Source organism: Brevibacillus fluminis (assembly GCF_003710825.1).
GTDB lineage: Bacteria > Bacillota > Bacilli > Brevibacillales > Brevibacillaceae > Brevibacillus_D > Brevibacillus_D fluminis.
In genome coordinates, this window is record NZ_RHHQ01000014.1 from 67,841 (window position 1) to 83,308 (window position 15,468).

General features: G+C 44.2%; 11 protein-coding genes. All 11 read left to right on the plus strand.

The window, feature by feature from the left end; all coding sequences use genetic code 11:
* The first annotated feature begins 263 nt into the window (after nt 1-263).
* The gene (locus EDM56_RS18830) at nt 264-1,742 is read left to right on the plus strand and encodes an aldehyde dehydrogenase family protein (protein ID WP_122919468.1); all 1,479 of its coding nucleotides are present in this window, start codon (nt 264-266) and stop codon (nt 1,740-1,742) included.
* A gap of 121 nt (nt 1,743-1,863) precedes the next feature.
* The gene (locus EDM56_RS18835) at nt 1,864-2,604 is read left to right on the plus strand and encodes a cyclase family protein (protein ID WP_122919469.1); all 741 of its coding nucleotides are present in this window, start codon (nt 1,864-1,866) and stop codon (nt 2,602-2,604) included.
* 99 nt (nt 2,605-2,703) lie between these two features.
* Entirely contained in the window at nt 2,704-3,969 is a 1,266-nt protein-coding gene (locus tag EDM56_RS18840; RefSeq protein WP_122919470.1) for an MFS transporter, read from the plus strand.
* A 682-nt stretch (nt 3,970-4,651) separates the two neighbouring features.
* On the plus strand, nt 4,652-6,697 hold the full coding sequence (locus EDM56_RS18845; RefSeq protein ID WP_122919471.1) for a hydantoinase/oxoprolinase family protein: 2,046 nt from the start codon (nt 4,652-4,654) through the stop codon (nt 6,695-6,697).
* Entirely contained in the window at nt 6,694-8,448 is a 1,755-nt protein-coding gene (locus tag EDM56_RS18850; protein ID WP_221175992.1) for a hydantoinase B/oxoprolinase family protein, read from the plus strand. The genes EDM56_RS18845 and EDM56_RS18850 overlap by 4 nt, the downstream gene beginning before the upstream one ends.
* 86 nt (nt 8,449-8,534) lie before the next feature.
* Nucleotides 8,535-9,872 (plus strand): MFS transporter, encoded by a 1,338-nt coding sequence (locus EDM56_RS18855; RefSeq protein WP_122919473.1) that lies wholly within the window; start codon nt 8,535-8,537, stop codon nt 9,870-9,872.
* Between the two features lie 96 nt (nt 9,873-9,968).
* On the plus strand, nt 9,969-11,480 hold the full coding sequence (locus EDM56_RS18860; protein ID WP_183192517.1) for a methyl-accepting chemotaxis protein: 1,512 nt from the start codon (nt 9,969-9,971) through the stop codon (nt 11,478-11,480).
* Between the two features lie 147 nt (nt 11,481-11,627).
* The gene (locus EDM56_RS18865) at nt 11,628-12,215 is read left to right on the plus strand and encodes a TetR/AcrR family transcriptional regulator (protein ID WP_122919475.1); all 588 of its coding nucleotides are present in this window, start codon (nt 11,628-11,630) and stop codon (nt 12,213-12,215) included.
* Between the two features lie 84 nt (nt 12,216-12,299).
* Nucleotides 12,300-12,638: a cupin domain-containing protein gene (locus EDM56_RS18870; protein ID WP_122919476.1), complete on the plus strand. Its 339-nt coding sequence runs from the start codon at nt 12,300-12,302 to the stop codon at nt 12,636-12,638.
* A gap of 519 nt (nt 12,639-13,157) precedes the next feature.
* Nucleotides 13,158-13,766 carry a DUF1533 domain-containing protein gene (locus EDM56_RS18875; protein ID WP_183192518.1) on the plus strand — a complete coding sequence of 203 codons (609 nt, stop codon included), beginning with the start codon at nt 13,158-13,160 and terminating at the stop codon, nt 13,764-13,766.
* A 1,283-nt stretch (nt 13,767-15,049) separates the two neighbouring features.
* Nucleotides 15,050-15,468, plus strand: a 419-nt coding sequence (locus EDM56_RS18880) for a collagen-like domain-containing protein (protein WP_148040398.1), incomplete at its 3' end; no start/stop codon positions are given.

The window sequence follows — 15,468 nt, forward strand, 5'->3', positions numbered from 1 at the left end:
GAAATGCCGAGCGAATCCGCCTGCATCGTGATCACGCTTTTGGGGGTTGTCAGCAGACAGTGTGATTGATTAAGGGAGTTTGGCATGTGATTTGCTTTTATACTACAGCAAAGCTGCTCTTTGATGGCAAGGTGACATGATGGAAGCTCAGCATTGTGCTGATAGGCTCCTTGCTTGAGAGAGAAGGAGGTGAGAGCAGGCATTGTATTTTTCTAGGGAGATGTTCTTGAAAAAGATCGTTAAGTGAAAAGGAGCGGAAACGAATGCATATGCCTTATGTACGTAACCAAGCAACGTTACAGGCAAAATCGTATATCAATGGCCAATGGGTGGAAGGGGAAGGCGAGATTATTGAAATCATCAGCCCTGTTAATGGGGAGCTTTTCGGAACGGTAAGAGCTTGCTCCATTGAACAGGTTGAAGCTGCGGTAGAAAGTGCAAAGAAGGCGCAAAAACGTTGGGCAAGGATGGCTTTATTGGATCGGCTTGATATTTTGCGGCGGGCCGTACAAATCTGGAAAGCAAAAGGCGAAGAAATGGCCCGCTATATTACGCTTGAAATGGGAAAAACCATCCGCGAAGCAAGGGAAGAAGTGTACGAAATGGGAATTCCTATTTTTGAATATGCAGATGGAGAGATTCAACGGTTCAAGGGCGCAACCCTGCTGAGTACATCCCAGAGAACAAACAGCAAAAAAATCCATATTACCCATGCGCCCATCGGTGTGATGGGAATCATAACCCCTTGGAATTTTCCCGTGTCCATCTCCTGCGAAACGATCCCGTTTGCATTGGTGGCTGGAAATACAGTTGTTTATAAACCGTCCGAAAATACGCCTTTCAGCACGGGTTTATGGGTCGAGATACTTGCCGAAGCCGGTTTGCCACCTGGGGTAATCAATCTGGTTCATGGCAAAGCGCAAGTAGGAAGCACCATCGTCCAACACAAAGACGTTCGGGCGATTGCCTTTACAGGCAGTACGGCTGTCGGCGAGCGAATTGTTAAGGAAGCTGGATTAAAACGGACTTTGCTCGAAATGGGAGGGAACGGCCCGTTAATCGTTATGGAAGATGCGAACATCGATGAAGCTGTAGAGGCAGCCATTTCGGGATGCTTCTATAATGCGGGTCAGGTATGCACCGCATCGGAAAGGATTCTCGTCCATGAAAGCGTTCAGGATGAATTCGTTGCCAAATTGGTTGAGAGAACCAAAAAGATGCGGTTGGGCAATCCGCTAGATGAAATTACGGATATGGGACCGCTCTCCAGCGCAGCGATCGTTGATAAAATGAATGCGCATATCGAGGATGCTGTTGCAAAGGGAGCCAAGGTTGTGTATGGGGGAACGCATGAAGGACTTTATTACAAACCGACGATTCTCATCAATGTAAGCCAGGATACGCTCATCGGCAGGGAGGAAACATTCGGTCCGATTGCCCCGATCATACCATTCTCGACAAAAGAAGAGGCAGTAGAGATTGCAAATGATACGCAGTATGGACTAACGTCGGCAGTGTTTACATCCGGTCTGGAGACTGCTTGGTATATGTCTGAGCATCTTGAGCACGGGATGGTTCACATCAATGAGGGCACGAATTATTGGGAGTTGCTGGCGCCATTTGGCGGCGTGAAGAACAGCGGAAATGGGGGGAGAGTTCTTGGCAGTTATGTGCTAGAGGATGTGACCGAAGTCAAGCTGATCATTTTTGAACCGACAAAGGTCAAAAGAAACAACCAGTAGGAATTTGTGCGGAACGGGAACAAATGGGGTAACACCACTCAGTTGGGTAGGGCTTGCTGCGGACGATTGCCAATGAGCTTATGATAGAATGGAATGCAGAGAATAAGAGGAGGAATGCGTGATGTCTTTTCGGAAAATTATGAAAAATAATGAAGGAATCATTGATTTTACGAGACCGATTGAACATGGAATGCCGATTTATCCTGGTGAGCCGGAGGTGTCGATCGAATATCGCCAAACAGGACAATATGCGACGGTTGCGCTTTCCTTAAGCAGTCATTCCGGTACAAGTGTAGATACACCCAAGCACATTATTCCCGAAGGAGCGACATTGGATGAATATCCACTTGCGAATTGGATCAGTCATGGAGGAATCGTCGCTTTTCGGGATTTGCAGGAAAAGGATGTCATTGAACCTGCTGATTTAGAGAATGCGACAGCAGCGTTCAGGGACATTCTGCCGGGAAGCTTCTTGTTTATACGGACGGGATGGGAAGCTTACTGGGGCAAGGAAAACTATTTCAAACATCCCTATCTAAGCGCGGCATCGACAGAGTGGTTGGTCAAGCAAGGGGTGGCTTTGGTAGGAATCGATGCACCGAATATTGACGCTTCCTGGAACAATGAAGACATCGCACACAAGACGTTGCTTGAAAATGATGTGCTAGTTGTAGAGAATCTCTGCAATTTAACAGGTTGCTTGTCGGATGTTCATTCCTTTGTGCCGCTTCAAGAGATTTTTGTGATTCCGATGCCATTGGCCAAATCGGATGGCGCTCCTGTACGCGTCTTTGCGTCCATGAAGAAAAACTGCGATGGATGTGTAGATACGGAAGATCTAGTACCGAAAAAACATTCGTGATGGCCAAAGGTAATAGGAGTAGAGGGAACAACCACCCTTTACTCCTATCGGGCTCATCCTTCAATCACATAGAGAACAAAGAAGATCGGGGGTATTAGGATGGTAGACAGCAATTCAGCGATCAAAGGTCAATGGTCAGCGCTTTGGTTATGTTTCCTAACTACGGTTGCGAACTATATTCCATATACCGGCTACTCAACCCAAATTCCGCAGATGATGAAAGATCTCTCCATGAACTATACGATGGTCGGCACGCTAGCCTCCGTTTCCGCCCTTTCCGGCGGGCTGGTCTTTCCTTTTGCCGGCGTGCTGGTTGACAAGTGGGGGGCCAAGAATGTAACGCTGCTGGGGCTGCTGATATGCAGCATCGGTCAGGTCGTTTTTGCCTATATGCCCGATTACCAATGGATGCTGTTCTCTCGCGTAATTTTAGGGATCGGAATCGCGTTGTTGTTTGTCGCGCCCTATGCAATGGCAATCCGGTGGTTCGAGCAATCGGATAAAATAGGCATTTCCTTGGGCGTAATGTTTACGACAGACGGGATCGGCACGGTGGTAGCTCTCTATTTGTATTCCTTGATCCTTATTGAGTTTGGCTGGAGGGGAGGATCGGCGATTGGGGCTATCATTGTATTCGTGATGTTTGTGATTTCTGCGATCTATATGAAAGAACCTCCTCATTTTGCCAATGCCCAACCTGAAAACAATGGAAGACCCGAACGAAAAGGCAGTTTGTTGAAAGAATATCTGGCCGCAATCGGGCACAAAAATGTATTTGTCGCCTCCAGTTTTTTCATTGGGGTATGGGGATCGTTATCGCTAGCGATTTACTGGGTTCCCACACTCCTTATGGAAGAGAGCGGCTGGTCCGAAGGTCTTGCCGGATTTGTAGGCGCGCTGTATCCGCTGGCGGGGATGATTTGTGCAGTCGGTTGCGGGCTGATTTCCGATAGAATGGGGAAAAGGAAGCCTTTTATATTAGTAGCTGGTTTGGGAATGACTTTATCTTTCGTTGGGTTTGCGATCGCATTAATCTTCCAGCAATACACGTGGCTTGCGGTCATGTTGCCGTTATCCGGTCTGTTCGCCTATGGAGGTATGCCGCTCAGCCTCGCTATGGCAACCGATACGGTCGGGAGCAAGTATGCTGCGTCTGTAACCGGCCTTATATTTGGAATCGCGTTTATTTTAGGAGGCGTCGTTTATCCGCTTGCGCTGGGATATATTAAAGATGCAACAAATATGTATACGGCTGGATTCTTCGCTACTGCTGCTTCCCTGTTTATTTTGAACTTTCTCATCGCATTGATTGGAAAAGACGTAAAAAACACGCAAACGAAAGATATGGCAAACCTGAGCGCCTGATCTGCTTTAACTTAATCAGCAGATGGCTGTGCTTGAAACAGGAGGAGTTTATAGGATTGCATATCGTAGGCACAAAGGCAGCCTAAAAAAGGTTGCCTCAGGGTGTCAGAATAGCCTTTAAATTGGCTTGTATCGTAAAAACGAAGGGATCTAAGGTTTGCGTATGGTTACTTATTATTATCTACGGCGATCCGTGGAAAGAGCAGAGGTTTGCTTGGGATTGAATAGGGTATAAGATGTATTTCGCCATGTGAAATCCCCTTTGAAAAAGGGGATTTTTTATATTACCCAAATGAATAAGGTAAAGAGGCTCGCGGTAAGATTGCCGGGAGCCTTTTGGCTATGCTGCATTAGGCAAAGTGTAGTCAAATATTGAAATGAATTGGAGAACGCTTCTGAATTCCAGCTAGCCGATAACTGCATGCAGAATAAAAGAATGTGTTGATTAAAATATTCAGACAAGTTATACTCTACCTAATCTAATTTAGTTAGATTTGTTTTATAGTAAACTTAGAAAGGTGTTGGTTATCTTTGTTTTAATCGAATTTATGAAATTATTGAAAGGGATAACTAACAAGATTACCTAATTTAATTTAGGTATCTTTATTAACTCAAGAAACAGAAAGAAGTTTCGGTCTGAAAAAACTGTATTTTCAATTTAGTGGGAAAGTAGGCGGGGTTTTTGAAACGTTATCGTTTGTCCGTTGACATCGGAGGCACCTTCACGGACTTGGTATTGTTCGATAAAGCGGACGGAAAATATCACACCAATAAGATCCTCACAACTACAGACAATTTGGCCAGAGGGGTGTTGGAGGGAGTTAGTAAATTTGTCAGTGATTTTAGCCAGATTGATTATTTTGTGCATGGAACCACATCTGGACTGAATGCATTTCTGGAAAGAAGAGGTCGTGGCGTAGCTCTTCTGGTTACGGAAGGATTCAAAGATATCTATGAGCTTGGACGTGGAAATAGGCTGGATATGTACAACGTTAAGTACAGGAAAACAGAACCGCTACTGAAGCGAAGAGACGTTTTTGAAATCTCTGAGAGAATCATGGCAGACGGAACCATCTCGAAAGTGATCGACATGTCCTCCGTTGAACGAGTAATTGAACAAGTGAAGGAAAAAGGATATGAATCTGTTGCGGTATGTCTGCTTCATGCCTATAAAAATCCGGAACATGAAGTGCTGATAAGACATGCTTTCCAAAATAATGCTCCAGAGATCACGGTCTCGCTTTCGCACGAAATAGCACGCGAATGGCGTGAATATGAACGCACAAGTACGACAGTCATTAACGCCTACGTTGCTCCGATCGTTAAAAACTATTTGAGTATTCTTGAAAGAGAAACTGCAACCAGAGGATTGGATAACGATCTTTATATAATGCAATCCAATGGAGGAGTGATGACTTCAACGATTGCAAAGGAACTCCCGATCCAGACCCTTTTGTCTGGACCTGTTGGAGGTGCAATCGGAAGCATTTCTTTAGCAGATTCATCGGGATATAAAAATATTATTTGCGCCGATTTGGGCGGGACTAGTTTTGACGTAAGCCTCATCATAAACGGAAAACCTGATGTTACCGTCGAGACAAATTTGGAAGGGTTTCCAATCCTTTCTCCAATGGTGAATATTCATACGATTGGAGCGGGTGGAGGTTCGATCGCCTTTATTGAAGCAGGAGGACTACGCGTAGGTCCAAAAAGCGCAGGCTCAAATCCGGGTCCGGCATGTTATGGAAAAGGGGGTACAGAGCCTACCGTTACAGACGCAAATCTGGTACTGGGCCGAATCGATGAAAACGGCTTCCTTGGCGGGGGGATGAAACTCGATAAGGAAGCGGCTTATCACGCGATTGAAAAGATTGCGACCCAGCTGGGATTGAGTGTTACGGAAACTGCAGAGGGAATTTGCAAAATAGCGAATGCAAAAATGGCTGATGCGATACGGACCATCACTGTCAGCAAAGGAATTGATCCGCGTGATTTCGTTATGGTTGCTTATGGAGGGGCGGGTCCGATGCATGCATTATTCATTGCTGAACTTCTAGGTATTGATAAAGTGCTCGTCCCTTCAGTCGCAGGAACGTTCTCGGCATTTGGTATGCTTCAAACCGATATCAGATACGATGCCGTTCGCCATTTCGTAAGCCCGGTCGAAGACATTGATCGTGATGAGATAGAGCGAGCCTATAGGGAAATGGAGGAAGAGACAAAGAGCGTTCTAGAAAAGCAAAAGATTGCGGCTGAAGACATGATTTTTAACAGAACAGTGGATATGCGCTATGTAGGTCAGGAATTTTCGATAAATGTTCCTTATGGGATGGAAGCGTCTGGAGAGCATGTCTTTGATCCACATCGTATAGCGAATTCATTCCATGAACTGCACAGTGTACTCAATGGACAAAACAATCTCATTGGCAAAGTAGAAGTAGTAAATACGCGGTTTACCGGGTATGGATTTTTGGAAAAAGTAACAACCTCCGGAAATTGTGTGTGGGATGGCTCGAAACCGAAAGAACGCGTCATGAAAAAGACGATTTGGAACGCAATCGAGCAGGATACACCTGTATACACTACGCAAACGCTCAATTATGGTCATCAGTTTGAAGGGCCAGCGATCGTTGAGGACGCAAGTTCGACTACTGTTGTTCCGTCCGGTTTTGTAGTGGAGATTGACAGGTACAAAAATATCCAAGTAACAAGAAAGGAATTAGGATGACTACTACTACAAATATGTACACCTATCAAGAAAATCCCATCACGACGGAAATCATCCGAAGTGCATTGACGACTGCAGCCGGAGAAATGAATACCAGTTTATATCGCAGCGCCTTTTCGCCGATTATTTATGAAATGAAAGACTGCAGTGTTGGTATTTTTAATCAACATGCCGAACTATTAGGGCAGTCAGCCGGTCTTCCTCTTTTTCTGGGGAACCTGGATGAATGCATTAAAGCTGTGACTTGCAGTATTGGCGGAGTAGAGAACTATCAGCCTGGTGACATTTATATCATGAACGATTCCTACATTGCGGGAACACATCTTAATGATGTGACTGTTATTTCTCCTATATTTTTTAATGAAGCGCTCGTGGGATTTACAGCGAACCGAGCTGACTGGATCGATATTGGCGCAAAGGATCCAGGGACACCGATGGACGCGACCGAAATTTATCAAGAGGGACTAAGAATTCCTCCAACGAAAATTTATGACGCTGGTGAACCAAGGGAAGATGTCATCAACTTGCTTGTAACAAACTGCCGCTCCCACATCGCAGCTCTTGGCGATTTAAATGCGCAAATTGCCGCTTGCCGTACAGGTGAAAAGCGGTATCAGGAAATCATTCGTACATTTGGCATTGAAACGGTAGAGCGCTGCGCCCAAGATATCATTGCCCAATCGGAACGGATGGATCGAGAGGCCATCGGCAAGATTCAAGATGGGGATTATATGGCTGAAGGATATATGGATAACGACGGCAATTCAGATGATCCAGTGCTCGTTAAAGTGAAGGTAACCGTTAAAGGGGAAGATATTACGATCGATCTTACAGGTTCCAGTGAACAGCGACGTGGGCCAATCAATTGCGGGTTAGCTCAAACAATTTCTGCATGCCGAATTGCATTTAAAAACTTGATTAATCCCGATTCCCCTGTAACGGGAGGTAATTTCAGAACCTTACATGTCGTTGCTCAGCCGGGTACCATTTTTCATGCACAAGAGCCCGCCCCATGCGGTTATTACTATTCGCCACTTGGACTGTTGATGGATTTAATTTTCAAAGCACTTTCTCCTGCCATGAAAGAAAAAAGCGTAGCGGCTCATTACGGAGATGCTATGAATATTGCATTCTCTGGTAGAGATCCAAAAACGAATGCCGAATTTTTGAATTTCGAAGCCACAGCAGGCGGTTGGGGCGGATTTCATGAAAACGACGGTCAATCTGGTTTGATATGCAATGTGTGTGGCGATTTCAAAAACATGCCAGTCGAGGTGTTTGAATCCAAATTTCCTATGAAGGTTACGATGTATGGGCTGCGCGATGAATCGGGGGGCGCGGGATACCATCGCGGTGGTTTGGGGATCGTTCGGAGATATGAGGTTCTTGCTCAAGAGTCTAATTTGTATGCATGGTTTGAGCGATCAAAAACGCCTGCATGGGGGTTGTTTGAAGGGAAAAGCGGCATGCCACCAAGTGTTGTGATTCAAAGAGGCGATAATAAAGAGAATATCTTAAAAACAAATGCCAAACCTTTAGCATTTGGCGATGTGATCACAGTGAAAACGGGTGGAGGTGGAGGTTTCGGTCATCCTTTCGACAGGGATCCCCATAAGGTAATTGAGGATGTGTTAGACGGATACATTTCCGTAGAGACAGCATTGTCTGACTATGGTGTGTTATTCAAGCCAGGAACACTAGCTATAGACTGGGACGGGACATCGGAATATCGAATTTCAAACCGCAAGTAAACAAGCGAGATGTTCTGCATGAACAATATCACAGAAGATTAGATGAGAGCGCATACAAATATACCTTCAATTTTGGGGGGAAGACCATGTCGATTGAATTGCAAAAGAATGATCTGGGGCCTAATTCCGTACCGGTAGGGGAAGTTTTTAAAAGCATGCCGGTGACTCGTTTGCACTGGAAAGCAGGAATGGCACTGTTTATTTCGTTCGTTGTTCAAATGTGGGAATCGATGATCATCATCCTTATAGGTGATTCAATCGGGGCTTCGTTAAAATTGACTCAGGTACAAATCGGTTCTTTGATTGGTTCGTCGCCGTTAGGTATGATTCCGGGATGCTTGCTTTGGGGGAAACTTGTTGATAAGTTCGGTCGTAAAAGAACGACTTTGTGGAGTTTAGTAACTTATGCGCTAATCTCATTGGTTAGTTCATTTTCAGTGAATTTCGAAATATTGTGGTGGATGCGTTTTTTATCGGGAGTAGCTTTGTCGGGACTATTAGTAGTAACCTTTCCATACTTTACAGAGTTACTTCCAGTTAAAGTGCGGGGGAAAGCGGCCGTTTATCTGGCTTCCGGTATGCCAATCGGATACTTGCTTGCAATAGGTGTGACCTATTTATTCGGTGATCTCGGCTGGCGCTGGATTCTTGGAATCAGTTCTCTGGGAGGTCTATGGTTTTTGGCGATCATTTCGATCCCAGAATCACCCTATTGGCTTGTTGGGAAAGGACGCCAAAAAGAGGCAAAAGAAGTCATACGGAAACTGTCTAATGGGAAAATAGATTCCGAATTAGATGACATGGAATTGGTTATCGCCAACGTGAAAGAAGGCTCGTTCCTCGAACTTTTCAAAAGAAAGCATGTAAAGATGACGGTATGGATGACAATTTTCAGTTTCTGTTTCTCATGGGGTTACTGGGCATTGCTTTCATGGTTGCCGCTGTTACTTGAAAAAAAAGGATTAAGTACACCGCAAGGACTAGGATTCCTAGCAATTACTGCTCTGTTCATGTTCCCAGGATATATGGCCTCCGCCGCTCTTACTGGAAGGTTTGGACGTAAGAAAGTAGTGTTTTGGTTCGTTCTATTGGCTGCTATTGGGGGATTTGGATTTGCTACTTGCAATTCAGTAGTGGAGATGTACATCTGGAATTTCGTCTATTACTTTTTTAGTTTAGGGGCTTGGGGTGTATGGAACACGTGGTCGGGGGAAATGTATCCGACTGAAGTTCGGGGCGTCAGTGTAGCTTGGGGGTTAACAGCCCAAAACATAGCCAGCGCAGTTGCTCCAGGTATAATCGGAGCTATGCTAGTGGCAAATATGGGTTTTGTTACAATCGTATCGTTTATTTCCATGTTCCTTGTCATTACTTGCATTTCTTCACTCTTCTTGCGTGAAACGGAGAATGTGATTTTGGACTAAACCCTACCAACATCAGCCGTCCCTCCATTTTGGGATGGCTGATGTTAACTCAGAATGCTAAAACGTAAATCGATCAAATCGGTAAGGAGGGATGGCATGGATAAGGAGTTAGATAAAAAACACTCCGTCGCTCTTGTGTATTGTGGATTTTATTACATCGGATTAAGTCTATATTGCTGGCTTACCGTAGGGGATGGTTACGTAAGCTACTTCGGTAAAGGGTGGGTAGTTCTATCCGTTTTACTGATCCTACATGTAATGAAAAAGGGTAGGTCGATTACTCCCTATATATTGATGCTCTCGATGTTCTTGATCGAATTTATTGACCTAAAAAATTCTTTACAGACCGGCACGCCTCCACTCACCTACCTAGTAGATGTATTTTATATCATCGCCATAATTCTCATATACAACGAGCGGAAACTGTTTATCTCCACAGCCATTCTTTCTTTTGTTTTTCTGCAGTTTGTCCAATATTATCACACCGATGGGTTACAAGCTTATATACACGTAATGTCTGACCCTCTTTTAATGAAGATGAACTGGGGAAATAATTCAATCATTTTTATCATTGCACTCTCCTCCATTTTCATGCAAATTCATATCAGTAATCAATTAAAGAAGGAAACGATTGAAAAGAATGCTGAAATAGATATGGGACGACAAATGATTGAGCAAATCATTGTGAGGATTCAAGAAGGAATAGTAAGATTAAGTAATTTTAGTAGTAATCTTTCAGAGAACGTTATGGCAACCGGTCGCATTGGTAAGGAAATAACGAAATCATTTTCGGAGGTTACGAGCAGTTTTGTATCTCAAGTCGGCAGTGTCAGGGAGGTTGAAACTTCAACGAAAGAAGTCAATTCAAGTGTCTCCTTTCTAGTTGAGACATTCCATATCATTGATGAAGCGGCATCGCATAGACAAGTAGCTCTAACTAATGGCTACAAACAAATTTCTTTATTGAACAGTGAAATGGATCGGGTTAGTACAATGATTGTTACCAATTTAGAGATCATGAAAAAATTAACGTACCAAAATAATAAGATTGAACATATTCTGAAAGCTATTACGAAGATAGCAGGTCAGACAAATTTGCTTGCCATAAACGCTGCCATCGAATCAGCTAGGGCGGGTGAGCATGGAAAAGGTTTTGCTGTTGTTGCAAAAGAAGTTCGCGAACTAGCGGAGTTATCCCAAAAATCGGCAGGGGAAATTTCCGCTATTTTATCTGAGATCCAGCAACAGACTGAACAAGTAACGAAACACATTGAGTTTGGTCAAGAAGCTGTTTACTCAAGCCGTGATGTAGCGAAACGTACGGAAGAAGTATTCAAGGGAATCATGGAAGGCGATGATGAAATCTCGCGACGCTCTGTCATGTTAGGATTGCAAATGAATGAATTACAACATTCATACGAGATTATCGTGAATGAGATTGGTACCATTACCATTCTAACGGAACAGTCAATTGGTGTTGTGGGAGAAGTTCTTTCCGGTGTAGATGAACAGCAACAGAGAATTAGCATGATCGTAGACAGTTTTATAGAACTAGAAAAACTCATTAACGACTTAAGGCATATTGCTGGTGTTAGCAAAGGAAGTTAAATGGTGATTCAAGTGGGGGATGTTACATTTTATCAATATGATCTATTATTATTAAAAATAGTAGGTGTATGTAACCTAAAATTGTAATCAAACGGGTAAAATATATGCTCATTTCTTCCCATGATAACTAGTTAGGTGGTAAATTTCATGACAACGAAAGAAAAAATTAAAAATGTAGCTTTAGTCCATTTTGCTGCTAACGGATTTGAGGGAGCTACCTTAACAGCGATTGCAGCTGAGGTGGGAATAAAAACACCTTCCATGTACGCGTTTTTTGTGAACAAAGAAGAATTGTTCCTACAGGTTTTTGAAGAAACCCAAAAAGAATATAACTTATATGTCATTCGATCCATTACAAACTCCGCAATAAGTTCCATACAGGAGAAGTTATACGGAGTCCTTAATAGCTCATTTAAGTACAATCAACAACAAAAAGATAAAATCTCATTTTATAGACGTGTGATTCTGTTTCCTCCTCCTGGTTTGGAAGAGCAAATAAAAGCAAAATTAAGCGTTACGGAGGAAATCCTTTCAAATGTTTTGCAGGCTATTTTCATGGAGGGCATTGAGCAGGGCGTTATTCGCAATATTGACATTGAAGTTTTGGTTGATGCTTTTTATTGCTTGATGGACGGTATATTTCTGGAAATGTCTCTATATGATAGAGAAAAATTTGAGCGGAAGCTTACAAATGCATGGAATACGTTTTGGAATGGGATTACTTTGAGCAATTGAAGAGTAGGTTAGAAGGGATTGAATCAAGTTCTTGATTCAATTGATAGCATGTTCTTTTTACACGTCAAATAATTGAGGGTTGTCATGATTCTTTCATATGCAAACAACGTGTTGCCTGAAGGGGGACCAAACGCAATTCTAAAGACAATGTTCCCTTTTGATGCAATCGATGGAGGAAAAACTCGTTTTGGCATCATAACAATTCCACCTGGTGCTCGCATTCCTGTAGTGGGTCTAGCACCGCATGATGAGGACGAATATTGTATCGTGGTAAGCGGTTCAATGGTGGTTACAGTTGCCGAAAACGAATACCGGGTTTCTGTTGGTGATGCAACATTGATTCCCTCAGGGGAAGCACATGCATCACATAATGATGGGGACGAAGAATGTGTCGTGGTATGGGCATTAGTAAAGCGATTATAATGGGCCTATCTTTTCACTTTCTGCCAGTGTGCCTGGAAAAATAACATTTATCAATATGTCTGCTGGTACGCATACGATCAAATTTTTTGCGACAGGATATTCAGTTGCTGTAGTAACCCAAGTAATAGTCGATCCAACCTAAGTAGTATTCATTAAAGAAATTCCCTTGGGAGAAATCCCAGGGGATTTTTCTTTACTCCAATTTGAGGGGAGCTGCAAACGCGGTTCCTCCTTCTTTTTGCACCGTGACCAAAGCCGCCCTGTGCCGAGTAGGGTAATTTGACCCCAGAGGGGGGGATTGGAGTCATGGGGAGCTACTGAGGCAGAACCCTGCAAACTTTTGTTCAGAATTTGTTTAGTGGCTGAATGCTACATTGAAACGTGGGGAAATAAGAGACTTTGTAAGGAGGATTGGGATTTTACGGTTGATGGAACGCCGTGTGCGCTGAAAGGCGCCCGCACGGTGTAGGCTCGTTATAAAACCGAGAGGGATAAGACGAGAATAGCAGAATGTGGCTAGTGGCAGATACCACGGACAACACCGTAGACAACGATGTAACACTTACCTTTGTTGATGATTCAGTATGGAGCTCTAGGGTGACTGCGGTGAAAATTGGTAACCAAACGTTAGACACGAATCAGTATATTGTCACAAATGGAGAACTAACGATTCAGGATGGGATTATTACGACGCCAGGAAATTATACGATTACGGTTGAAGCGACGGGATATCAGGATTCGAGTGTTGTTCAGACCGTCAACGTAGGGGCGTTTTCTACAAGCGAATCTACGGCTGTATTGAGTCCCAATCCTAATGATTGGGTTTATGAACCACAGGTTAACGTGGTTACATTGACGGCAAAAGATCAATATGGGAATCCGATTCCAAATTATACATTCAGAGTTGGAGTGGAAATTGAGAATATCGGAGCAAGCGATATAACAATGGTCGCTGATGGGCAATCTTATACCGTACTGCCGGATGAAAACAAAAGTTTCCCCCTTGCAAATCTGTCACAGGTAACTGATGCAAATGGGGTCGTAACGCTCTCCTATCATATTCCAAGCGGAGATTACAATGCTGCGATTTGGGTTTACCCCAATGATAGCGAGACGGCTTTTTGGTAAAATAAGCCGTTTATAGAGTGATTTACGTGGCATAGTGGCGGGGGGCTGCTGACGTGGCTCCCTGATCAACTTGTTCAGTATTTGTTCAGTGGGAGAATGGTAGAGTGGCTTTGGGGAAATAAGTGATTTCTAATGTGAGGAGGATTGGGATTCACGGCTGATGGCACGCCGTGTGCGATGAAAGTCGCCCGCACGGTGTAGGCTCGTTATAAACCCGAGAGGAATAAGACGAGAATAGCGTAAGTCACAATGCTTCACTTTCAGCCACTAATGGTGCACCAATCACTGTAGATAATAACCTTACGGAAATCAGAGACAATGGGATTCCGTTCTTTATCTCAGGAGCAACAAATTATCTTGCTTTGATGAATTTCTTGGTTGCTCCACAAGGCGCGACGATACAAGTATTTGATGCGAATGCTAGTGTCGAACGAGAGAGTGGGGACCAATTGTACAATGGAGATTTTGTGAGAGTCACTGCTGAAGATGGCACTACTGTGGTGGATTACAATATTGTATTTGCCCCGATGTAAAAATAAAGTTAGAGCAGAGGAGCTGCAAACGCGGCTCCTCTTTCTTTTTGCACCATGACCATAGCCGCTTGGGCCGAGCTGGGCAAGGCAGTGGCTTTGCCCAATAATTCAGGAACCGTTCATGCATTGTTCAGAAGCTTCCTTAGATTAACCACCCGTTCATTGATTTTGATGAAAGCCATTTCCCGAACCGCTTCCTTTCATGACGGATACCCATACCCACTCATCATCGCTGTGTTCCAAATATTGGGCATTCTGTCTTCCCATTCAAAACTCGTTACCACTTTATTCAGGTAAACATGAGATCATTCACTCGAACTATTTTCCTGTATTCATCCGCGGAAAGTCATTATAAACAAGCCGCACTCTTACGAGGTGGGGTTCTTGCTTTTAGAGGTCGAAGGAACTTGACTCGTATTGGAATTTGGTGCTTCGCTGATAAAGTACCATCATCAATCTCTTGCGGAACACTTCATTAGCAAGCTTGCTCAACCACAAACGCCCTAGGCACTACCAAGTGACTGGTTACAAACGAATAACGTCAACTCATTCGCGGGTAACGGATACGGCCGAAAAATTGGATATTAAAATTTGAGATTATCAGCGATCCTAATTAGGTTGACAGTTTAATTACCTTAGCAGGAATTTAACAGCAGTAACATTTAGGGCTCAAAGTATGGCCAAGTGTTATAGCCATGATGATATCTTTTTTCATAGTATGTAGGAAACCGGTGGGAGGAGGGCAGATAGTTGTCTAATTTCTTTGGTTTTAATTCTAATGGAGCAACGGGAGCGACAGGGCCAACAGGAGCAACAGGCCCCACAGGAGCAGCAGGAGCAACTGGTCCAACGGGAGCAACAGGTCCAACAGGAGCAACCGGTCCGGCGGGACCGACGGGCCCAACAGGAGCGACGGGTCCAACGGGAGCAACGGGCCCAACAGGAGCGACGGGTCCAACAGGAGTCACGGGTCCAACGGGAGCAACAGGTCCAACAGGAAAAGCGGGTCCAACGGGAGCAACAGGTCCAACAGGGGAAACGGGTCCAACGGGAGCAACCGGTTCGGCGGGAGCGACGGGTCCAACAGGGGAAACGGGTCCGACGGGAGCAATCGGTCCAGCAGGAGTCACGGGCCCAACGGGAGCAACTGGTCCGACAGGGGAAACGGG

Excerpts from the sequence above, each read along its gene's own strand:
- EDM56_RS18830 (WP_122919468.1), top strand. The coding sequence starts at position 264 with ATGCATATGCCTTATGTACGTAACCAAGCAACGTTACAGGCAAAATCG.
- EDM56_RS18835 (WP_122919469.1), top strand. The coding sequence starts at position 1,864 with ATGTCTTTTCGGAAAATTATGAAAAATAATGAAGGAATCATTGATTTT.
- EDM56_RS18840 (WP_122919470.1), top strand. The coding sequence starts at position 2,704 with ATGGTAGACAGCAATTCAGCGATCAAAGGTCAATGGTCAGCGCTTTGG.
- EDM56_RS18850 (WP_221175992.1), top strand. The coding sequence starts at position 6,694 with ATGACTACTACTACAAATATGTACACCTATCAAGAAAATCCCATCACG.
- EDM56_RS18855 (WP_122919473.1), top strand. The coding sequence starts at position 8,535 with ATGTCGATTGAATTGCAAAAGAATGATCTGGGGCCTAATTCCGTACCG.
- EDM56_RS18860 (WP_183192517.1), top strand. The coding sequence starts at position 9,969 with ATGGATAAGGAGTTAGATAAAAAACACTCCGTCGCTCTTGTGTATTGT.
- EDM56_RS18865 (WP_122919475.1), top strand. The coding sequence starts at position 11,628 with ATGACAACGAAAGAAAAAATTAAAAATGTAGCTTTAGTCCATTTTGCT.
- EDM56_RS18870 (WP_122919476.1), top strand. The coding sequence starts at position 12,300 with ATGATTCTTTCATATGCAAACAACGTGTTGCCTGAAGGGGGACCAAAC.